At 68.0% G+C, this 21,286-nt stretch carries 21 protein-coding genes and 1 riboswitch; of the genes, 13 read left to right on the plus strand and 8 right to left on the minus strand.

Annotated elements, in window-relative coordinates:
• Position 1: 1 nt before the first annotated feature.
• From ACQP2E_RS09635 to ACQP2E_RS09645, 3 genes are all read right to left on the minus strand, one after another.
• The gene (locus ACQP2E_RS09635) at positions 2–316 is read right to left on the minus strand and encodes a hypothetical protein (RefSeq protein WP_433829982.1); all 315 of its coding nucleotides are present in this window, start codon (positions 314–316) and stop codon (positions 2–4) included.
• Positions 313–1,527, minus strand: a complete 1,215-nt coding sequence (locus ACQP2E_RS09640) for an anion permease (RefSeq protein WP_433829984.1) — start codon at positions 1,525–1,527, stop codon at positions 313–315. The genes ACQP2E_RS09635 and ACQP2E_RS09640 overlap by 4 nt, the downstream gene beginning before the upstream one ends.
• Before the next feature lie 107 nt (positions 1,528–1,634).
• A complete protein-coding gene (locus ACQP2E_RS09645; protein ID WP_433829986.1) occupies positions 1,635–2,459 on the minus strand; it encodes an SGNH/GDSL hydrolase family protein in 825 nt (274 codons plus the stop codon).
• Positions 2,460–2,517: 58 nt separating this feature from the next.
• Between ACQP2E_RS09645 and ACQP2E_RS09650 the strand changes: the two genes are divergently transcribed.
• From ACQP2E_RS09650 to ACQP2E_RS09685, 8 genes are all read left to right on the plus strand, one after another.
• Positions 2,518–2,817 carry a SelT/SelW/SelH family protein gene (locus tag ACQP2E_RS09650; RefSeq protein WP_433833862.1) on the plus strand — a complete coding sequence of 100 codons (300 nt, stop codon included), beginning with the start codon at positions 2,518–2,520 and terminating at the stop codon, positions 2,815–2,817.
• Between the two features lie 34 nt (positions 2,818–2,851).
• A complete protein-coding gene (locus tag ACQP2E_RS09655; protein ID WP_433829988.1) occupies positions 2,852–3,928 on the plus strand; it encodes a calcium:proton antiporter in 1,077 nt (358 codons plus the stop codon).
• A gap of 512 nt (positions 3,929–4,440) precedes the next feature.
• Positions 4,441–5,412, plus strand: a complete 972-nt coding sequence (locus tag ACQP2E_RS09660) for a permease (RefSeq protein WP_433829990.1) — start codon at positions 4,441–4,443, stop codon at positions 5,410–5,412.
• A complete protein-coding gene (locus tag ACQP2E_RS09665; RefSeq protein ID WP_433829992.1) occupies positions 5,409–6,128 on the plus strand; it encodes a TIGR03943 family putative permease subunit in 720 nt (239 codons plus the stop codon). Before ACQP2E_RS09660 ends, ACQP2E_RS09665 begins: the two co-directional genes overlap by 4 nt.
• Positions 6,125–7,207, plus strand: coding sequence for a hypothetical protein (locus ACQP2E_RS09670; RefSeq protein WP_433829994.1), 1,083 nt, complete (start codon positions 6,125–6,127; stop codon positions 7,205–7,207). The genes ACQP2E_RS09665 and ACQP2E_RS09670 overlap by 4 nt, the downstream gene beginning before the upstream one ends.
• 90 nt (positions 7,208–7,297) lie before the next feature.
• Positions 7,298–8,761, plus strand: a complete 1,464-nt coding sequence (locus ACQP2E_RS09675; RefSeq protein ID WP_433829996.1) for a Y4yA family PLP-dependent enzyme — start codon at positions 7,298–7,300, stop codon at positions 8,759–8,761.
• A complete protein-coding gene (locus ACQP2E_RS09680) occupies positions 8,758–10,062 on the plus strand; it encodes a pyridoxal-phosphate dependent enzyme (protein WP_433829998.1) in 1,305 nt (434 codons plus the stop codon). The genes ACQP2E_RS09675 and ACQP2E_RS09680 overlap by 4 nt, the downstream gene beginning before the upstream one ends.
• A gap of 41 nt (positions 10,063–10,103) precedes the next feature.
• A complete protein-coding gene (locus ACQP2E_RS09685; RefSeq protein ID WP_433830000.1) occupies positions 10,104–11,213 on the plus strand; it encodes an aminotransferase class V-fold PLP-dependent enzyme in 1,110 nt (369 codons plus the stop codon).
• 692 nt (positions 11,214–11,905) lie between these two features.
• Here the strand turns inward: ACQP2E_RS09685 and ACQP2E_RS09690 are convergent.
• Positions 11,906–12,247: a hypothetical protein gene (locus ACQP2E_RS09690; RefSeq protein WP_433834296.1), complete on the minus strand. Its 342-nt coding sequence runs from the start codon at positions 12,245–12,247 to the stop codon at positions 11,906–11,908.
• On the opposite strand from ACQP2E_RS09690, the gene ACQP2E_RS09695 reads away from it, so the two are divergent.
• The 4 genes from ACQP2E_RS09695 to ACQP2E_RS09710 are packed head-to-tail and all read left to right on the plus strand — an operon-like array spanning position 12,150 to position 15,127.
• Positions 12,150–12,665 carry a copper chaperone PCu(A)C gene (locus ACQP2E_RS09695; protein WP_433833864.1) on the plus strand — a complete coding sequence of 172 codons (516 nt, stop codon included), beginning with the start codon at positions 12,150–12,152 and terminating at the stop codon, positions 12,663–12,665. The two genes, ACQP2E_RS09690 and ACQP2E_RS09695, sit on opposite strands and share 98 nt — an antisense overlap.
• The gene (locus tag ACQP2E_RS09700; RefSeq protein WP_433830002.1) at positions 12,662–13,834 is read left to right on the plus strand and encodes a Dyp-type peroxidase; all 1,173 of its coding nucleotides are present in this window, start codon (positions 12,662–12,664) and stop codon (positions 13,832–13,834) included. The genes ACQP2E_RS09695 and ACQP2E_RS09700 overlap by 4 nt, the downstream gene beginning before the upstream one ends.
• A 14-nt stretch (positions 13,835–13,848) precedes the next feature.
• Positions 13,849–14,388: a copper resistance protein CopC gene (locus ACQP2E_RS09705; protein WP_433833866.1), complete on the plus strand. Its 540-nt coding sequence runs from the start codon at positions 13,849–13,851 to the stop codon at positions 14,386–14,388.
• 28 nt (positions 14,389–14,416) lie between these two features.
• Positions 14,417–15,127 (plus strand): YcnI family copper-binding membrane protein, encoded by a 711-nt coding sequence (locus ACQP2E_RS09710; protein WP_433830004.1) that lies wholly within the window; start codon positions 14,417–14,419, stop codon positions 15,125–15,127.
• 67 nt (positions 15,128–15,194) lie between these two features.
• On the opposite strand, the gene ACQP2E_RS09715 is transcribed toward ACQP2E_RS09710, so the two are convergent.
• On the minus strand, positions 15,195–15,755 hold the full coding sequence (locus ACQP2E_RS09715; RefSeq protein WP_433830006.1) for an N-acetyltransferase family protein: 561 nt from the start codon (positions 15,753–15,755) through the stop codon (positions 15,195–15,197).
• 85 nt (positions 15,756–15,840) lie between these two features.
• Positions 15,841–16,203 (minus strand): MmcQ/YjbR family DNA-binding protein, encoded by a 363-nt coding sequence (locus ACQP2E_RS09720; RefSeq protein WP_433830008.1) that lies wholly within the window; start codon positions 16,201–16,203, stop codon positions 15,841–15,843.
• Positions 16,204–16,359: 156 nt separating this feature from the next.
• Between ACQP2E_RS09720 and ACQP2E_RS09725 the strand changes: the two genes are divergently transcribed.
• The gene (locus ACQP2E_RS09725; protein WP_433830010.1) at positions 16,360–17,304 is read left to right on the plus strand and encodes a sulfite exporter TauE/SafE family protein; all 945 of its coding nucleotides are present in this window, start codon (positions 16,360–16,362) and stop codon (positions 17,302–17,304) included.
• Positions 17,305–17,430: 126 nt separating this feature from the next.
• Here ACQP2E_RS09725 and ACQP2E_RS09730 read toward each other — a convergent pair whose 3' ends face one another.
• Entirely contained in the window at positions 17,431–18,426 is a 996-nt protein-coding gene (locus ACQP2E_RS09730) for a ribonucleotide-diphosphate reductase subunit beta (protein WP_433830012.1), read from the minus strand.
• Positions 18,426–20,840 carry a ribonucleoside-diphosphate reductase subunit alpha gene (locus tag ACQP2E_RS09735; RefSeq protein ID WP_433830014.1) on the minus strand — a complete coding sequence of 805 codons (2,415 nt, stop codon included), beginning with the start codon at positions 20,838–20,840 and terminating at the stop codon, positions 18,426–18,428. The genes ACQP2E_RS09730 and ACQP2E_RS09735 overlap by 1 nt, the downstream gene beginning before the upstream one ends.
• A gap of 120 nt (positions 20,841–20,960) precedes the next feature.
• Positions 20,961–21,175, minus strand: a riboswitch (cobalamin riboswitch).
• Positions 21,176–21,286 lie beyond the last annotated feature (111 nt).

Below are 21,286 nucleotides of genomic sequence, written 5' to 3' on the forward strand. Positions count from 1 at the left end.
TTCAGTCCTTGGCGACCAGGGTCGGGTACACGTGCTCGAAGCTGAGCTCCTTGCCGAAGCCGGTCGCCACGATGAACGTGATGCCCAGGGCCACGCCGAGCAGCACCACGCCGAAGCAGGCGGCGGCACCGATCCGGCCGATCGGGTGCGGCCGCGGACCGGCGGATCCGGTCGCGTGCACCTCGGCGTCGCCGCCGGTTCCGTACGCCATCGAGCGGATCCCGAACGCGAAGATCGCGGGCAGTCCGGCGCCGATCAGGATGCCGATGAGCAGCACCTTCCAGGCGCTGTCCAGCGCCAGAGTCAGGTTGTTCATGCGTTTTCCTTCAAGGGAGCAGGGGCCGGAGCTGGCTGCCACTCGTCGTTGACGTTGTTGTGGTCGATCGGCGTGCGGCGCGAGTACTGGTACATGGCCGCGGCTCCGGCCAGCATCACCACGAAGATCGTGATCGCACCGGCGATGCCGCCGACCAGGTCGGCGATGAACCACATGAGCGCACCGGTCAGGCCGGCCGCGGGCAGGGTGATCATCCAGGCGGCGACCATCCGGCCGGCGACGGCCCAGCGGACCTGGGCACCCGGACGCCCGACGCCGCTGCCGAGGATCGAGCCGGTCGCGACCTGGGTGGTGGAGAGCGCGAAGCCGAGGTGGCTGGACGTGAGGATGACCGTGGCGGCCGCTGATTCGGCGGCGAAACCCTGCGGGGGCGCGATCTCGACGAGACCCTTGCCCAGGGTACGGATGATCCGCCAGCCACCGAGGTACGTTCCGAGGGCGATGGCGAGTGCGCAGCTCACGCGTACCCAAAGGGGGATGTCCTCGGTGTTGGACCACTCGCCGGCGGCGATCAACGCGAGGGTGATGACGCCCATGGTCTTCTGGGCGTCGTTGGTGCCGTGGGCGAGCGAGACCAGCGAGGCGCTGCCGATCTGTCCCCAGCGGAATCCGTTGTCGGTGAAGCGCGCCGCGACCCCGATCGTGATCTTGTAGATGATCCAGGTGCCGATGGCGGCCACCACGCCGGCGACCACCGGCGAGATGAGCGCCGGCAGGACCACCTTGCCGAGGACGCCGTCGAGCTTGCTGCCGTCGCCGGTCCACTTCACGCCGGCCCAGCCGAGGCCCGCGACGGTGGCGCCGATGATGCCGCCGAACAGCGCGTGTGAGGAACTGGACGGCAGTCCGAGCAGCCAGGTGAACAGGTTCCAGAAGATGCCGCCGATGACACCGGCCAGCACGATCACCAGCAGTGCGGTGCCGCCGTCGGCGAGCAGTTCTGGTTTGGGTGTGCCGTCCGAGTTCTGGATGTTGACGACGGCGTTGGTCACGGTCAGCGCCACCTCGATGGAGAGGAACGCGCCGACCAGATTGAGCACTGCTGACAGCAGCACGGCGACTTTCGGCCTCAGGGCCCCGGTTGCGATCGACGTCGCCATGGCGTTCGCCGTGTCGTGGAACCCGTTCGTGAAGTCGAAGCCGAGGGCAGTGATGACCACCAGGGTCAGGATCACGATTGTCTCGGTCACCCCTCGATGGTCATCCCGCCGCAGGAATTTTGCTCCATGGGAAAGCAAGAGTTATCCAGGCATTGCCATGCCTGGATAACTCTATTCATCGAACGCTCAGTTTATTCTCAGCCGGTCACGCTGAGCAGGACCTTTGCGTACGCCTTATAACCGTCCGCGTTCGGGTGGAAGGACTCCGACACGTCGTCGGCGACCGAGTGGATCCACGGCTCCTTCGTGCACGCCTCGTGGCCCGCGAAGATCACCCGAGCGTCCACGTAGGTGAATCCGGGATGCTTCGACACGGCCGCGGAGATCACCTCGGAGAGGGTGTCGGAGGCCTCGTTGAGCGTCTTGCGGCGCGCGTCGACGAGCGAGTCGCACTTGACCCCGTTGCCCGGGTCGGCGACCAGGTGCGGGTAACCGAGCACGTAGACCTTGGCGTTCGGCGCCTTCGCCCGGATCTCGGTGTAGAGGCCGTCGAGCCCGGTCGGCAAGGTCTTGTCCATCGTGTCGACAGCGAGCTTCACCGAGTCCGCGCAGGTCTTGTCGGAGCCGAGGACGCACTGCTGCAGGGTGGCGACGAACCCGGCGTCGTTGCCGCCGACGGTCACCGTCACGTACCCGGTCTTGTCGTTCAGCGCCGTGAGCTGACGGCTGCGGACCGTGCCGATCAGCGCGCCGCTGCAGGCGTTGTTCACGGTCGCGCCGAGCGCGGCAGTGCCCTTGTCCTCGATCCAGAGCTGCGGGTACGACTTGTCCTTGCTCTGCAGGCAGCTCGTGTCGACGTAGTCGCCGCCGCCGAGCCCCGCCGCGTACGAGTCACCGAGCGCCACGTAATCCCGGGCGACGACCGCCTGCACGGTCTCGGTGACCTTCTCGTCCGCGCCGCCGCTGCACCCGGTCACCGTGACCATGACCGCCATGCCGGCCGCGATCCAACCTCGCCTCACACCAACTCCTCATCGCCGTGTTCCGTGCACGATCATGCCGCAGGGATACTTCTTGACTGTGACACCACGTCTGGAGATCGAATACTGCACCCAGTGCCGCTGGCTGCTGCGCGCCGCCTGGACCGCGCAGGAGCTGCTCACCACGTTCGCCACCGACCTCGGCGAGGTGGCGCTGGTCCCGGGGATCGGCGGCGTCTTCGAGATCCGGCTGGACGGCGAGACGCTCTGGTCACGCAAGGCCGAGGGCGGGTTCCCGGAGCTGCCGGCGCTCAAGCGAATGGTCCGGGACCGCGTCGCGCCGGACCGAGACCTCGGACACAGTGACCGGAAAAAGCCCGAAATATCGGATGAGAGCTGAGCGCAACCGCCTCAACTTTGGCACTGTTGACTCGATGAGCCGTTGGAACGTCTATCTGCCGGTCCTGTCCGTCGCGGCATTGATCCTGACGTGGGGCCGCGATCTGCCGCCACCGGCCGTGGCCCTGGTCGCGGTGCTGCTCGGCGGCGCCGTGATGGCCGCCGTCCACCACGCCGAAGTCGTCGCCCACCGGGTCGATGAACCGTACGGATCGCTGATCCTCGCCGTCGCGGTCACCGTGATCGAGGTGGCGCTGATCGTCACCCTGATGATCAGCGGCGGGGAGAAGTCGCAGTCGCTCGCCCGGGACACCGTCTTCGCCGCCGTGATGATCACGGTCAACGGCATCATGGGCATCTCGCTGCTGGTCGGCGCGATCCGCCGGCGGATCGCGGTCTTCAACCCGGAGGGTACGGGCGGCGCGCTGGCCACCGTCGCGGCGATCGCCACGCTGAGCCTGGTGCTGCCCACGTTCACCACGAGCCGCGGCGGACCGCAGTTCTCGCCGGCCCAGCTCGGGTTCGCCGCTGTCGTCTCGCTCGGGCTCTACCTGCTGTTCGTGCTGGTGCAGACCCGCCGGCACCGGGACTACTTCATGCCGATCACCACCGAGGGAGAGGTGATCGACGCCGAGGAGCACGCCGAGGGCCCGTCCAGCCGCGACGCCCTGAACAGCCTCGGCCTGCTGCTGCTCGCCCTCGTCTCGGTGGTCGGCCTGGCGAAGGGCATCTCCCCGTCGATCGAGTCCGGCGTGGCGTCGGCCGGTCTGCCGCACGCCGTCGTCGGCGTGGTGATCGCCCTGCTCGTGCTGCTGCCGGAGACCATCGCGGCGGTACGCGCGGCCTCCCGCGACCGGATACAGACCAGCCTCAACCTGGCGCTCGGCTCCGCCATGGCCAGCATCGGCCTGACAATCCCGGCAATTGCCGCCGCGATGATCTGGCTGGAGGGCCCGCTGCTGCTCGGCCTCGGCGGCACCCAGATGGTCCTGCTCGTGCTGACCTTCGTGGTCGGAACGCTGACAGTGGTACCCGGCCGCGCCAACATCCTCCAGGGCGGCCTGCACCTCGGCCTGCTCGCGGTCTTCCTCTTCCTCGCGGCCAGCCCGTAACCCTCAGCACAGCCCAAACCCGCCCGTTCCCGCCAGCCGGCCATCGGGGCGTCCCGAGTTCCGGGGCGATGAACGCACGCGCAAGCGTTCTGTGTGCGCTCACCGCCCCCGCGGGCTGACCGATCGCGATGCTCGGGCGGTCCGCGAAATCCGACAAGCCCGCCGCTGACGAAGGCGACGGCGCACGTAACGCGTGATGTGGGTGGACCAGGTCGCACCCAACGACTCGGTGCGACTTCATCCACGCCAGGGCCGAGACCCAGGCACACGCAACCACTCCGTGTGACCCCATCAACGCTGCCGATCCTTTACGCGTGCCCTGGTCATGGGATGGAGGGGGCGGGCTTCATCAAGATCTTGAGCGGTGTCACACCCCAGAATGTGGAGGATCGCTCAAGATCCGTGAGGTAACTCGTTTCGGTCGCCGGCACCCAGCACTCCAGCCGCACCGCCCGCCGTGATCACCCGTTCGTGATCCGCGCTCCGGCACGGACGGCCGGTAAATTCGCACGGTGGCCGAAACCCAGACACTGGAACGACGCCGGGGGCTCGGCTCGGTGGAGTTTCTCGCCGCGCTCCTGATCCTTCTGGTGATCTTCCGAGGGCCGCTGTCCGGGCTCGTGGCGGGTGCCCGGCTGGAGGCCTGGACCACCGTGTTCGTCTCGGTGCTGGTCCAGGCCGTGCCGTTCCTGGTTTTCGGGGTACTGCTCTCGGCGATCATCGCGGTCTTCGTGCCGAGCTCGTTCTGGGCCCGGGCACTGCCGGAACAACCCGCACTCGCGGTGCCGGCGGCGAGCCTGGCCGGTGTGGTGCTGCCCGGCTGCGAGTGCGGCAGCGTGCCGGTCGCCGGGTCGCTGATCCGGCGCGGGGTCACCCCGGCCGCGGCGCTCGCGTTCCTGCTCGCCTCCCCGGCGATCAACCCGATCGTGCTGACCGCCACCGCCGTCGCCTTCCCCGGCAATCCGGAGATGGTCGTGGCCCGGGCCCTGGCCAGCCTCGCCGTCGCAGTCATGATGGGCTGGCTCTGGCTACGACTGGGCCGCGCCGACTGGATCCGGCTGCCGCATCAGCCGGACATCGCCGGCAAGGGCCGCGCCTTCTGGTCGGCCTGCCGGCACGACATGATCCACGCCGGCGGTTACCTGGTGGCCGGCGCCGCGGCCGCCGCCACGATCAGCGTGCTGGTGCCGGAGGCGTGGCTGCAGACCCTCGCGTCGAACCCGGTCCTGTCGATCCTGGCGCTCGCCGTTCTGGCCGTACTGTTGTCGATCTGCAGTGAGGCGGACGCCTTCGTCGCCGCGTCGCTGTCCCAGTTCTCGCTGACGTCGCGGCTGGTGTTCCTGGTGGTCGGCCCGATGGTCGACCTCAAGCTGATCGCCATGCAGACCGGCGTCTTCGGCCGTCGTTTCGCGTCCCGCTTCGCCCCGGCCACGTTCGCGCTCGCCGTCCTGGCCGGCTCACTCACCGGATGGATCCTGCTGTGAACAAGCAGGCCCAGGCAGTCGTCCTGCTGCTCTTCGGCGGCGCGATCCTCAAGGCGTCCTGGACCGATCTTTATCTGCGCTACGTCAAGGAGGGCCTGCGGCCCTTCCTCCTCCTGACGGGCGCCTTCCTGGTGGCCACGTCCCTCATGACCCTTTGGTACGAGTACCGGCCCGCAACTTCGCCCCAGGACGCCCCCGACGACGGGCATGGTCACGGGCATCACGAGCCTCGCGTCGGCTGGCTGCTCCTGCTCCCGGTGATCGGCCTGCTGCTGGTGGCGCCGCCGGCCCTCGGCGCATTCACTGCCGACCAGTCCGGGAGCCTGCCGGCCGCCGCCGAGTCCGACTACGGCCCGCTGCCGGAGGGCGATCCGGTCCCGGTGGGCCTGCTCGACTACGCGTCCCGCAGCATCTACGACGACGGGCGCAGCCTGACCGGCCGCCGCCTGGAGTTGACCGGCTTCGTCACCACCGGCCCGGATGGCGCCCCGATGCTGGCCCGCATCGTGGTGAGCTGCTGCGCCGCCGACGGCCGCCCGATCAAGGTGGGCCTGACGGGAGGCCCGGCCCTGGACGTCCCGTCCGGCACCTGGCTACGGGTGACCGGCAGGCACAGCCCGCAACGAACGAAGGACCCGGTCAACCAGGCAGACATCGCCTACCTGGAGGTCGAACAGTGGCAACCGATCACCCCGCCGAAGCAGCAGTACGAGTGACGCGGACAAGGGCTCCCCGCCTCGGCCTGATCGTCGCGCTGCTGTCCGCGGTGGCGCTGCTGGCCGGAGGCCTGCCGAGGCAGAAGGCCGCCGTGCCGCCGACCACAACCCGGCCCACCCTGGCGCAGGCGTGGCCGCAGGCCGCCCGCGCCGACCTTCGCGACCTGGGTCTGGACCCGCTGCTCTTCCTGGACGCGACAACCCCGGTCGGCACGGTCGAGACCAGCGACGGCCGATTCATCAACCTGCTCATCGAATATCGCGATAAATCGGGCGCGATAACCGGCGACGGGCGCCGGGAGCTGAGGCGTCTTCCCTCCAGCGCCCGCTTCGACAACCTCACCAAGGCCGGTGACCATCTGCTCTGGACCGAGACCTCGGAGGACGGCCGCACCGAGATCTGGGTCCTGGACACCAAAACCGGAAAAAGTCCGAAAAAGCTGACCTCGGACACCGGCAACATCCTGCTCTACGGCACCCAGTACGACCTCGTCGTCGCGGACAACCGGGTCCACTGGGCCGCAGCCGACGACGACAAGGCCACCGAGATCCGCTCGATTCCGCTGACCGGTGGCCCGGTGGACAAAAACACCGAGAAAGGCCAGTGGGCGCTCTCCGCCTGGCCGTGGCTCACCGACGACGTGGGCGGCCAGTCCGGCGAGATCCGGTTGCGCAACAGGGAAACCCGGGAAACGCGGACGATCACCGCCGGCCCCGCCGAATGGACCATGTGCAGCCCGGCCTGGTGCCGGGTCATGGTCAACTCTGCCGCCGGTCTGGCCCGCATCGACCTGATGCGCCCGGACGGCTCCGAGCGCCGGCGCATCGCCGGTCCCGGCACCCAGGCCGCGGTGAACGACGTCGCGGTGCTCGACCGTTTCGAGATCCTCTCCGAGCCGCGCCCGGACTCCGACCTCACCGGCACGGCCGGCCTGATCGTCCACGATGTCCGCACCGGAACGACGGTGACCCTCTCGGCCGCCGCCGACCTGGCCGCGAGCCGGGACGGAATGCTCTGGTGGTCGACCGGCAGCCGGGAGGCGACAGTGTGGCACACATTGGACCTCCGGACCGCGTGAGAAAACGCTCCGTATTCACTCTTTTGCGGAGAGTGGTTATGTCGGTTAGGTTGGGAACGCGCCGGAGAGACCTCCCCGGGAGTCGCCACGATGCTGTTCCTGAAACCGAGAATCGATCCGCTCACCCAAACCGTTCTCGATGACGGCGAACTGCTGGGACGACTGGTGGACGGCCTCGGCTCACCACTCAACGTGGTCCTTCCGCAGCGTGTCAGCGCGAACGTCGCCGCCTTCCGCGACGCGTACCGAAGGCATCGCCTCAACGGGCGGATCTATTTCGCACACAAGGCCAACCGCTCGTCGGCGTTGCTGCGGCAGTTCGCCGCGACCGAGGCCGGCGTCGACGTAGCCTCGGCGGGCGAGCTCCAGCACGCCCTCAGCGCCGGATTCACCCCCGACCGGATCATGGCGACCGGCCCGAAGACCCGCGAATACCTCTGGCTCGCCGCCCGCACCGGCGTGATCGTCAACGCCGACTCACCGGCTGAGCTGAGCGAGCTGGCTTCGCTGGTGGCAGCCTTCCGGCTGCCGAGGGCGCGGGCCATGGTGCGCCTGTCGCGCTTTCAATCCTCGGGGGTACGGGTCCAGAGCAGGCGCAGCCGCTTCGGGTTCGCGGCGGGGCTGCTCACCGAAACCTTGGACCTGCTCGGCAAACACGGTGACCACGTGGAGCTTGTCGGTGTCGCGTACCACCTGGACACGGTGGAGGTGCGGGAGAAGGCGGTGGCCCTGGAGGGCTGCCTCGCGGCGCTGGACGAGTGCCGTGCGCGGGGACTGCGCCCGTGGTCGCTGGACATCGGCGGCGGCTTCGGCGTGAACTACCTGGCCGACCCGGCCGAATGGGAGCGGTACACCTCCGAGCTGGCCCAGGCCGTGCTCGGCAACCGGCCGCCGCTGACCTGGGGCGGACATGGGTACGGGCTACGCGCCGAAGCCGGCACCCTGCGCGGCTCACTGGCCCTCTATCCCGCGTACCGCCCGGTCGCCGGCGCCGGCTACCTGGACACGCTGCTCGGCACCGAGGCACCGGACCGGCGCCGCCCGCTCGGCGAGCTGCTGCTGGACCACATGTACGACCTCGACGTCGAACCCGGCCGGGCCCTGCTCGACCAGTGCGGGCTGACCGTCGCCCGGGTGCTCGAAGTCCGCGACGACGGCGATGACGTGCTGGTGCGTCTGGACTGCAACGCCCGGGACGTGTCGGTGGAGGAGCACGGCGTACTCATGGACCCCGTACTCGTACCCCTGAGAAAGCCGGCGGCGAGTCGCCCAGAGGGAGTTTTCCTGCTCGGGAATTTGTGTCTGGAGTCGGACCTGATCACCCGGCGCAAGGTCTTTCTGCCGAGGCGGCCGGAGGCCGGCGACCTGCTGGCGTTCGTGAACACGGCCGGGTACCTGATGGATTTCACCGCGACCGAGGCGCTGCTGGCGCCGCAGGGCCGCAAGGTGGCCGTCGTCCGGGCCGGTGACGGAACGTGGTCGTGGCGTCTTGACGAGAACTACTGGCCGATCCATTCGCAGCCACCGCTCCACTCGCATCCGGAGGTTTCATGAAATATGACGACATCACGGAAGCCATCGGGAACACGCCGCTGGTCCGGATCGACCCCGAGGTGCATGGGCTGCGCAACATCGACCTCTACGCGAAGCTGGAGCTGCTCAACCCGTTCGGATCGGTGAAGGACCGGGCCTCGTGGAGCATGCTGCGCCCAATGCTCGGCGACGCGGTCCGGCGCGGCGACACCGTCGTCGAACTCTCCAGCGGCAACACCGCGAAAGCGCTCGCGCTGCTCGCCGGGATGTACGGCCTGCCGTTCCGCAGCGTCACCAACCGGATGAAGATCCCGGAGATCAAGGATCTCCTGCTGCTGCTCGGCGCGGAGATCGACGAGCTGCCCGGCCGGTCCGAGTGCCTCGACCCGGCGGACACCGACGACCCGCTCACCCGGATGTACCGCACGCTGCAGACCAGCGGCGAAGGGTACGTGCACACCGACCAGTACTTCAACGAGCGCAACGCCGACGCGCACTTCTCCGGCACCGGCCAGGAGATCGTCAAGGATCTGGACGGGCAGGCGCCTGATTACTTCGTCGCCTGCGTCGGCACGGCCGGCTCGTCGACCGGGGTGGCGCGGGCGCTGCGGGCACACGGGGCGGACACCACGATCGTCGGGCTGGTCGCCGCGAAGAGCGACTTCATCCCCGGCATCCGGACCATCGACGAGGTGCACGAGGTCGGCCTCTTCGATCCGGGCACGTATGACGCCATCGAGACGATCAGCGCGGACGAGGCGATCGACGGGCTGCTCACGCTGGTGCGGCGCTGCGGGACGCTGTCCGGGCCTACCGGGGGCGGGGCTTATCAGGGGGCGGTGCGCTATTTGCGTACGATTGATGGGTCTTTGACGTCGCGCCGGTCCGCGGTTTTCATCGTGTGTGATCGGGTGGAGAGCTACATCAGTTATCTGCGGGAGCGGCGGCCGGGTTTGTTCGGGAGGCCGGCGCGGGCGAACTCACTCGGGTCGCTGTCGGCTGATGAGATCGCCGAGGCGCCGTCGGTCTCGGTGGGTGCCTCGCTGGACGGGTGTCTCGTCATTGATCTGCGCAGCTCCTATGCCTATCAGGCACTGCACATCGACGGCTCGATCAACATCGGTGAGGACGTTTTCGAGACGATGCTGAGTGCCGGGTTGCCCTTCAGCCGGAGGCAGCGTGTGGTGCTGGTGTGTCCGGTGGGGGAGAAGTCGGCGGCTTTCGCGGCGCTGCTCACCCGGATGGGGCATCCGGACGCCCGGTCGCTGGCGGGTGGGATCATCGCTTGGCGGGATGCCGGGGCGCCGTTGGTGCGGGACTGAGCATGTCATCGTGGCACCGGGGGATACGGGCTCAGTTTCCGATGATCGTCGGGAATCCTGATATAGCTTATCTGGACAATGCGGCTACTTCGCAAAAGCCGCAGGCTGTGCTTGATGCCGCTTTTTCCTATTTGACTACTGAGAATGCTAATGCTGCTCGGGGGACGTATCCGTGGGCTAATCGGACTACGGCGCGTCTGGTATCGGCGGCTTCACGACTCCGGTCGTTCTTATCCGACTTTTCGGATATTTCGGGTGTGCACTTCGTCAGTGGGACCACCGAGGGGTTGCGTGCCGTGGCCCGGGACTGGCTGCTCCCACAGCTGCGTCCCGGCGACGAGATCCTGGTGCCGTTCGCCGACCACACCGCGAACCTGATGCCCTGGCAGGAGGCGGCTGCGCTGTCCGGGGCCACGGTCCGGGCTCTGCCGTACGACACGGCACACGATTACGCCACCCGCACGCTGGAGGTCGGCCCGCGTACCCGGCTGATCGCCGCCACCCATGTGCACCACGTGTACGGCAACGACATGAACGTGCACCGCCTGCGCGCCCTCGCCCCCGACGTGCCGATCTGCCTGGACGCCGCGCAGAGCTTCGGCCACCTGCCCCTGTCGGTGGCGTCGCTGGACGTGGACTTCGTGGTGTTCTCCGGCCACAAGGCGATGGCCCTGCCCGGAACCGGGGCGATCTGGTCCCGCAACACCCGAGGCCCGGCCTTCGTCCCGGCGGGCTGGAGCGGCTCACCCAACACCAGCGGCATCATCAGCCTGGCCGCCGCGATGGACTGGCTCGACGAGGCTGGCCTGTCCCGCATCGAGTCCTGGAACCGATCGCTGGGCGTGCGATTGACGTCGGGATTGTCGCGGTTGCCGGCGTTCGAGGTGCTGGGCTGCCAGCAGAGCCTGCTGGCAGATTCCCCGGTGCAGCAGCGGCACGGCATCGTGGCGTTCCGGCACCGCGAGATCAGCTCGAACGACCTGGGTTTCATCCTGGCGGCCGACGGGCTGCTGGTCCGCGCGGACGAGCACTGCCAGGCCCCCGAGGGCGAGAAGACGGCGTCGGTGAGGGCGAGTTTCCACGCCTACAACAGCGCCGACGAGGTAGACCGCCTGCTGAACACCCTGTCCCGCCTGCAGAAGAGTTCCTGACTGCCGGGTGCCGAGTTCCGCCGAGCTATAAGTGGCGTTAAGCCGGTTGGGGTTGGCTGTCGCTGAGGGCTGCCGGCTGTACGGGGTGGCGGCCGTGGTGTTCAGCCGGTTGGGGTTGGCTGTCGCTGAGGGCTGCCGGCTGCACGTGGTGGCGGCCGTGGTGTTCAGCTGGGTGGTTGCTGTTGGCCGCGAAGCACCCGCGTGACCATGAGCCCAAGCCGACCCTGCGGGCGATCGGCCCCGCAGAAAAGTCGGCCCTACGGGCGGTCTGCCCCGCGGAAAGTCGGCCCCCCGCGACCCGCCATAACCCGCCGGTCCCTGTCTGCCCTGCGGACAGTCGGCGCCGCGGGCGGGCGGTCGGCCGGGCGGATGGCCTTCGGGCTGTAGGCCTCGCGATCTAGGCGACTCGTGGCCGCTATTTGGGCAAAACTCACCAAGATCTCGACGAGCGAACCACCGTATCGGGGCGAACCGGACCCAGAGCACCGGTTCGAGCTGGCTGTCGCTGAGGGCTGCCGGCTGTACGTGGTAACGGCCGTGGCGTTATTCCGGTTGGGGTTGGCTGTCGCTTAGGGCTGCCGGCTGCACGTGGGGGCGGCCGTGGTGTTCAGCCGGTTGGGGTTGGCTGTCGCTTAGGGCTGCCGGCTGCACGTGGCGGCGGCCGTGGTGTTCAGCTGGGTGGTGGCTGTCGCTCAGGGCTGCCGGCTGTACGTGGCGGCGGCCGTGGCGTTCAGCCGGCCCTGGTCGACAGCTGGCTTCCGGGGGTGCTGGTGGTCGCGGCTCAAGTTGTCTGAAGTCTCGGGAACCAACCGGGTTCGGGCGGCGACTAACGGGCGATCCCGAGCACTGAGGAAGATGATGCTGACTGTCGCCCCGTCCCGCCGTACCCGCTCTGCCGTTGTCGCGGCAGTAGCCGCAGCGTTCGCTCTCAGCGGCCTGGCAGGCTGCACAAACAGCGAAGCCACCGAAGCCAGCAGCGGCACGAAAAGCAGCAGCGCAAACAGCAGCAGCACGAACAGCAGCGGAACCAGCACCCAAACCCTCACCGTGCGCGACCCCTGGGTCAAGGCCGCCGACACCGGCATGACCGCCGCCTTCGCCACTCTGGTCAACGACACCAAAGCCGACATCACCATCCAATCCGCCACCTCCCCCGCCTCGCCGATCGAGCTGCACACCATGGCGATGAAGGACGGCAAGATGGTCATGGAGCCCAAGGAAGGCGGCTTCGTGATCAAGGCCGGGGCCACCCACGAGCTCGCGCCCGGCGGCGACCACCTGATGCTGATGAGCCCGTCCGCCGCGGTCAAGCCGGGTGACGAGCTGGCGTTCACGCTCACTCTCGCGGGTGGTGGCACGGTCGCGTTCACCGCTGTCGCGAAGCCGTTCGCGGGCGCTCAGGAGAGCTACGACCCGGGCATGACCATGCCGGCCGCGAGCGCCCACTCGTGAGACTCGCGCGCCGCGCCCTACTCGCCGGAGGAGCGGTGGCCGGCCTCGGCGCAGCCGCCGCCGGCGGCGCGGCACTGGTGGTCCGGCCAGGCGACCCGGTGCCGGCTTCATTCCCCAGCGTGGGTACGGGTGAAGCGACCACCCCCTTCCACGGCAACCGCCAGGCCGGAGTCACCACGGAGCCTCCGGCGCATGCCGCGTTCGTGGCGTTCACGCTGAACCGGGGTTCCGGCCGCGACACCCTGCGCCGGATGCTGCGCCTGCTCACCGACGACGTGGCCCGCCTCACCCGGGGCGAGCCGGCTCTGGGTGATACGGACGCGCAGCTCGCTGTGCTGCCGGCCGCGCTGACCGTGACGTTCGGGTTCGGCCCGGGGCTCTACCGGGCCGCCGGGCTGACGTCGGCGGTGGCCGACCTGCCCGGTTTCTCGATCGATCGGCTTCAGGACCGCTGGTCCGGTGGTGACCTGCTGCTCCAGATCTGCGCCGATGACGCGCTGACCGTGACGCACGCCCAGCGGATGCTGATCAAGGATGCCCGGCCGTTCGCCGCGGTCCGCTGGGTGCAGCGCGGGTTCCGCCGCAGCCCGGGTGTGCACGCGGCCGGTTTCACCCAGCGCAACGTGTTCGGCCAGCTGGACGGCACGGCGAACCCGAAGGACGCGGCGATGGAGACCGCGGTCTGGGCGCCGGACGACAGCACCACAGTGGTGGTCCGCCGGATCCGCACCGAGATCGAGACGTGGGACCTGCTCAGCGTCGCGGACAAGGAGGCGGCGGTGGGCAGACGGATGGATTCCGGCGCGCCGCTGACCGGAACGGCCGAGCACGACGAGCCGGACTTCACTGCTGTCGACGACACCGGGCTGCCGGTGATGCCGGACTTCGCGCACGTGACCAGGGCACACATGACCGATCCGCGGTTCAAGATCCTGCGGCGGCCGTACAACTACGACGAGGCGCCGGACTCCGCGGGGCGACCCGACAGCGGGCTCATTTTCGCCTCGTACCAAGCTGACATCGCCCGCCAGTACCTGCCCATCCAACGGCGACTCGCTGAGAAGGACCTGTTGAACGAATGGACGACACCGATCGGATCCGCCGTTTTCGCCATCCCGCCCGGCTGCTCGGAGGGCGGGTGGATCGGCGAGCGGTTCCTCGACTCCTGATCGCGCTGGCCGCGATGGTCGCCGTGCTGCTGCCCGGCGCGCCGGCCTTCGCGCACAACGCGCTGACCGAGGCGACCCCGGCGAAGAACGCCGAACTGAAGAAGGCGCCGGACGGCGTCACGCTGAAGTTCCTGCAGAAGCTGAACCCGGATTACACGGTGATCTCGGTCAGCGACGCGGACAAGCAGAAGGTCGCCACGTCGGACCCGAAGATCGACGGCGCGACCGGGAGCGTGACGTTCGACGAGCTGCTCGCCAACGGCGTCTACACGGTCGCCTACCAGGTCGTCTCGACCGACGGCCACACGGTGAAGGGCTCGTACAAGTTCACCCTCGACGACCCGTCGTACGTGGCGCCGACAAGTGCGGCACCGTCCCTGTCGCCGTCGGCTGAGCCGGCTGCTCCGCCGGTCTCCGCGGCTCCGGCGGTCATCGATGCGGAGCCCGCAAGCGACTCCGGCTCGTCGTCCGCTCTGGCGTGGATCGCCGGCATCGCAGTCCTCGTTTTCGCCGGCCTGGCCGGTTTCCTGTTCGTCCGTCGCCGCAAGGCGTGATTTCCCTGAAGGCGTGAAAGGTCTCCTGATGAATACTGCAGTTCTCCGCCGTACCGCCGCCATTTCCGCCGTGGCGGCCGCTTTCGTGCTGGCCGTGGCTTCCCCCGCCGCCGCGCACGTGACGGTCAACCCGAGCACCGCGACCCAGGGTGGTTACACCAAGGTGTCGTTCCGGGTGCCGAACGAGAGTGACACGGCGTCGACCACGAAACTTGAGGTCAGCCTGCCGGCGGAAAGCCCGATCGGCTCGGTGTCGATCAAGCCGGTTCCGGGCTGGACCGCGGTCGCTGAGAAGACGAAGCTGACCACGCCGGTCGAGGTGCACGGCAGCCCGCTCACCGAGGCGGTCTCGAAGATCACCTGGACCGCCGCGAAGGACTCGGAGATCAAGCCGGGCACGTTCCAGGAGTTCGACGTCTCGCTCGGCCCGCTGCCGGAGACCGACCAGCTGGTCTTCAAGGCGCTGCAGACGTACTCCGACGGCAACATCGTGCGCTGGATCGACGAGCCCACCACCGACGGCACCGAGCCGGAACTCCCGGCCCCGGTCCTGAAGCTCACCGCTGCCGGCGCCGAGGCAACCAGCCCGTCGACCGCTGCCGTAGTCCCGGTCGCCGAGGAGTCGTCCGACGACACCAGCAGCGGCAGCTCCGCGTGGGGCATCGCCGGTTTGGTCGCCGGTCTGGCCGGCCTGATCCTGGGCCTGCTCGCCTACCGTAAGGCCGCTCAGAAGCCGTAAGGCCGTTGAGGAAAAGTCGTAAGGCTGTTTCCGGGCGCCGGTCTCCACGATCCGGCGCCCGAACCGCTCAGCGGGAGCTGCGCAGGGGGAGGGCTCGCACCAGCATTCGGTGGGAGCGCCAGCCGGGGAACGGCACCAGGTCGCCGACGTGCTGGAAGCGCATCCGCTGCAGCGCGTGCCAGACCCGGGTGTTCGTCTCGGTCACCGCGAGGGACACCCGCTCCTCGGAGCGGCTGTCCAGCAGTTCGGACATCATGCGTACGCCCAGCCGGTGCTTGCGGAACTCGGGCAGCACGAACGCCTCGCACACCGCGAAGGTGCGGCCCTCCCACTCGACGGCGAGTTCGGGGTCGGTCACGTCGGTGAGGTCACGCCACCACAGGGTGTCCGGCGGCAGCGGGCAGCCCATCACCGTTCCGGCGACCTGGCCGTCCACATAGCCGATCGCGGCTTCGAAGCCGGGCGCCTCGGCGGTCCAGCGCAGCCGGTCCTCCAGCGACGGGTCGCTGTGGTCGACCATGTGCAGATCGGCGGCGTGGACGCGCCGGTAGACGTCGGCCAGCACCTCCAGATCGACATGGCTGGTTATTTCCACGGCGCTCTTGACGCCGTCCACTTCCAGAGACATTGAAGCCTTCCCTTATTAGGTGAGGCTTACCTAATCAAACAGAAGTAGCACAGGCAACCCACAAGTAACATCTGGCAGCGAACGCTCAGTCGAGCGCGTCGGCGACCTCGGCCGGTGCCCGCATCCGCCAGGCGTCGGTGATCAGTTCTTCCAGGCGACTCGCCGAGACCTCGGGCAGGCGGAGCATCACGAGCGGCAGTCCGTCGTACCCAGATGTGGTGAAGAAGAGTGCGGGCTCGCCGAGCAGGAGCGCCTGTTTCTCGGCCTCGTCGCCCACGTAGAGGACTGCCACGTCGGTGCGGATCTCGCGCGGCTTTCCGGGCCTGCGTTCCGGGTACGACCAGACGAAACCCTTGTTCGCCACCCGGAAGTCGAATCCATCACTGTCGATCTCGACGGTCTCCGGGAGCGCCAGCGCGAGGCGGCGCACGTCATCAGCGTCAGCCATGCCCTCATCCTGCCATCAGTGAACGAACGCTTGCAGAGCGCCACCGTGACCTATAATCTCCGATCTACTAAATAGGAAATGCAGGCCACATGGGCAAGGCAGCCTTGTGGACAGTCCCAGCAGGTATCCACCCCATCCACCACTGGCGGTAGAGACATGCAGAAACTCCTCCTCCTGGCCCTCGTCGGGTTGGGCGCTCAGCTAGTCGACGGTTCGCTCGGCATGGCGTACGGCGTCACCTCGACCACACTCCTGCTCGCGATCGGCACGAACCCGGCTGCCGCGTCGGCCACCGTGCACCTCGCCGAGATCGGCACCACGCTGGTCTCCGGTTTCTCGCACTGGAAGTTCGGCAACGTCGACTGGAAGGTCGTCCTCAAGATCGGTGTGCCGGGCGCGTTCGGCGCCTTCGCCGGTGCGACGTTCCTGTCCAGCCTGTCGACCGAGACGGCAGCGCCGATCATGGCGCTCATCCTGCTGGTACTCGGCCTCTACGTGTTCGTGCGCTTCACCTTCCAAGGCCTGCCCAAGGGCAACCTCGGCAAGCCGCTGCGCAAGCGGTTCCTGGCGCCGCTCGGTGTCGTGGCCGGCTTCGTCGATGCCACCGGTGGCGGCGGCTGGGGCCCGGTCGGCACGCCGGCGATCCTGGCCAGCGGCCGGCTCGAACCCCGCAAGACGATCGGCTCGATCGACACCAGCGAGTTCCTCATCGCGGTCGCCGCGAGCCTCGGCTTCATCTGGGGTCTCAGCGACGAGAGCATCGATTACGGCTGGGTCCTGGCCCTGCTCATCGGTGGTGTGATCGCCGCGCCGATCGCGGCCTGGCTGGTCCGGCACATCCCGCCGCGGGTGCTCGGCGCCGCGGTCGGCGGTCTGATCATCCTGACCAACACCCGGTCCCTGCTGCGCAGCGACTGGATCGACGCGCCGGACGCGGTTCGCTACACGTTCTACGCGGTCATCTACCTGGCCTGGGCCGCGGCACTTGTCTACTCGATCAACCAGTACCGCAGCCACGCCGAGGAGGACCGCCGGATCATCGCCGAGGCGGAGGCCGCCGCGGCGGCCGGCGAGTCGCCCGACGAGAAGGCATCCGTTTAAGCGAACCGCACAGGACCGAAACGCCCCGGGAGCCGATCTCCCGGGGCGTTTCCTGTGCCGATCCCGATCTTGTTGATTTCGTCCGCCCCGTCTTCGTACAACTCAACAAGATCGCGGCGGGGTGGGTCAGAAGTCGTCGTCGAAGCTGACGCTCCCGGTCACGCCCACCTGGTACGCCGAGACGCGCCGCTCGAAGAAGTTCGACAGCTCCTGCACGTCCTGCAGTTCCATGAAGGCGAACGGGTTCTTGCTGCCGTACACCGGCGCGATGCCGAGCGCTTCGAGCCGCCGGTCCGCGACGTGCTGCAGGTACTCGCGCATGTCCGTGAGCGACATGCCGGAGACGCCCTGTTCGAGCAGGTCGGCGGCGAACTGGACCTCGCACTCGACGGCCTCGGAGAGCATGTCGCGGACCTGCTGCTCCATGTCCGCGTCGAACAGGTCCGGCTCCTCGGCGCGTACCTGGTCGACCACGTCGAACGCGAACGCCATGTGCATGCTCTCGTCGCGGAACACCCAGTTGGTGCCGGAGGCGAGACCCTGGAGCAGGCCGCGCGAGCGCAGGAAGTAGACGTACGCGAAGGCGCCGTAGAAGAACAGTCCCTCGATGCAGGCCGCGAAGCAGATCACGTTGAGCAGGAACGCCCGCCGGTGCTCCTTGGTCTCCAGCGTCCGCAGCTCGAAGACCGAGTCGATCCACTTGAAGCAGAACTCGGCCTTGCGGGCGATCGAGGGGATGTTGTCCACGGCGGCGAAGGCGGCTGCCCGTTCGTCGAGATCCGGGACGTACGTGTCCAGCAGGTTCAGATAGAACTGGACGTGCACGGCCTCCTCGAACAGCTGCCGCGACAGGTACAGGCGGCCTTCCGGGGAGTTGACGTGCTGGTACAGATTGAGCACCAGGTTGTTCGCCACGATGGTGTCACCGGTGGCGAAGAACGCGACAAGCCGCGACACCAGGTGCTGCTCGGCGGGCGAGAGCTTGGCCAGGTCGGCGAGGTCGCCGTGCAGGTCGACCTCCTCGACGGTCCAGGTGTTCTTGATGGCGTCCTTGAAACGGTCGAAGAAGTGCGGGTACTTCATCGGCCGCAGGGTCAGGTCCATTCCAGGGTCGAGCAGCATTACTGGCAGGCCTCACACGATTCGGGGTTTTCCAGGGAGCAGATCTCGGCCTCGGTCAGCGCCGGGATCAGCGACACCGGTGCGACCTGCACCGGTGCCACTGCCGGGGCGCTCACTGCGACGGTCGCCTGCTGGATGCGGGTCGCGGGGCGCGACCGCAGGTAGTAACTGGTCTTGAGGCCGGCCTTCCACGCGTACAGGTACATCGAGGAGACCTTGTTGATGGTCGGCGCGGCCATGAACAGGTTCAGCGACTGCGACTGGTCGATGTAGGGCGCGCGGGCGGCGGCCAGCTCGATCAAAGCCTTCTGCGGCAGCTCCCACGCGGTGCGGAACAGCTCACGGACCTCGGCCGGCAGCTCGTTGATGCCCTGCACCGATCCTTCAGCCCGCTTGATCGCCTCCCGGATCGGGGCCGTCCACAGTCCTCGGGCCTTCAATTCCCGTACCAGATAGGTGTTGATCTGAAGGAACTCGCCCGACATGGTCTCGCGCTTGAAGAGGTTGCTGACCTGCGGCTCGATGCATTCGTAGCAGCCGGCGATGGACGCGATCGTCGCCGTAGGCGCGATCGCGACGAGCAGTGAGTTACGCAGACCGCTGGTCGCGATCTTCGAGCGAAGAGCGTCCCAGCGCGCCGTCTGCGACGGCGTGACACCCCAGAGGTAAGGGTGCAGGTCACCCTTTGCGGCACGGGTTTCCGGGTACGCCGGATGGGGCCCGAACCGCTCAGCGAGAACAGCCGAGGACTCCAGGGCGGTCAGGAAGATCTCCTCCTGGACCCGGGTGGACAGTTCGCGAGCCTCGGCGGAGTCGAACGGCAGGCGCAGCATGAAAAACGCGTCCTGCAGCCCCATCAGGCCGAGGCCGACCGGCCGCCAGCGCGGGTTCGACTTCGCGGCCTGGTCGGACGGGTAGAAGTTGATGTCGATGACCCGGTCCAGGAACGTGACAGCGGTCCGCACCGTGGCCCGCAGCTTCTCCCAGTCCACACCGTCCGCGGTGACGTGCCCGCCGAGGTTGATCGAACCCAGATTGCAGACCGCGGTCTCGTCGTCCGAGTTGACTTCGAGGATCTCGGTGCACAGGTTCGACAGGTGGATCGTGTTGCCGGGCGCGCCGGTCTGGTTGCTGAGCCGGTTGGACGGGTCCTTGAACGTCATCCATCCGTTGCCGGTCTGCGCGAGGGTACGCATCATCCGGCCGTACAGATCGCGGGCCTTGACGGTTTTGACAGCTTTTTTCTCTGCTGCTTTATAAGCCGCGTCGAACTCGGCCCCGAAGAGGTCGGGCAGCTCAGGGGCATCCGACGGGTCGATGAGCGACCAGTCCTGGTCGGCCTCGACCCGGCGCATGAACTCGTCCGGGATCCAGTTCGCCAGGTTCAGGTTGTGGGTGCGGCGCGACTCCTCGCCGGTGTTGTCCCGCAGCTCCAGGAACTCCTCGATGTCCGGGTGCCACGGCTCCAGGTACACGCAGGCGGCGCCCTTGCGCCGGCCGCCCTGGTTGACCGCCGCCACACCCGCGTCGAGGGTCTTCAGGAACGGGACGATGCCGTTCGACCTGCCGTTGGTGCCGCGGATCAGCGCGCCCCGGCCGCGTACCCGTGACCAGGAGATGCCGATGCCGCCGGAGAACTTCGACAGCTTCGCGACCTGGTGGTACCGCTCGTAGATCGAGTCGAGCTCGTCCTTGGGGGAGTCGACAAGGAAGCACGACGACATCTGGGTGTGCCGTGTGCCGGAGTTGAACAGCGTTGGTGAGCTGGGAAGATAGGCCAGCGACGACATCAGGCGGTAGAAGCCGATCGTCTCGTCGACGTTCTGCGACAGGCCGCAGGCGACGCGCAGCAGCCAGTGCTGCGGAGTTTCGATGATCGTCCGCTTGGTGGGGTGCCGGAGGAGATATCGGTCGGCGACGGTGCGCAGTCCGAAGTACTCGAACTTCAGGTTGGCGTCGTCGTTGACGGCACTGTCGAGTTGTGCAGCATTTTTCGCGACAAATCCGGCTGTGTCGTCGCTGATCAAGCCCTCGTCGTGACCGAGCTTGATCGACTCGCTGAACGTCGTGACGCCCTCCTCGCTGACCTCCTTCTCGACGAAGGTGGCGAGCAGCCGGGCGGCCAGGCGCGAGTACTGCGGCTCCTCGCTGATCAGCTCGGCAGCCGTCTGGATCGACAGCTTGTCCAGCTCAGCGGTGGTCGCGCCGTCGTAGAGGCCGCTGATGGTCTTGGTGGCGACCCGCAGCGGGTCCACCTCGTCCAGGTCGGCGACCCAGCGCTCGACAGCGGTGACGATCTTGTTGACGTCGACCGGCTCGGTCTCGCCGTTGCGCTTGCGCACCTGCATGGCGTGCCGTCGCTGCTCCGGAACAGCGATCCTGTCCGGCACTGCTTTTTCCGGTGTGAGCGTCATGCCCTCTCCTCGCGCCCTCTCGACAGGTCGTCGGATGCGCAGGAGGACGCCGCCGGGCGCGCAGCAGCGGCCGGCTTCTGGCGTCGGCCGTCCCACGCGGCCTTCGACCGCCGCACACCGGTGGCGTGCGGCGCGCTGGCAGGTCTTCGGACTCGTGGGCGCGGCTTTTCCAGCCTCCTACTGGCCGTCGCTTCCCAGACCCTGGTGGATCCAGTGCTTCGTTGACGGCGGTCGTTCCCACTCACCGCTGCGGGGCAGTTCCGGTGTCGCACCGGATTCCCTCTTGCCTCGGGCGCGTCCTGACGGCCGCCCGAACCAGCTGCGTGAGACACCATATATGGAGGGCGTCAGAAACACGCAACCCCAGATGATGTGATCGGCGTGTCGGGTGATCTTGCTTATGGTCCCGCTGAAGATCCGGCGCGCCGAGTGGCGTCAACCGCACG

The organism is Actinoplanes sp. CA-015351 (genome assembly GCF_050955685.1).
Lineage (GTDB): Bacteria > Actinomycetota > Actinomycetes > Mycobacteriales > Micromonosporaceae > Actinoplanes.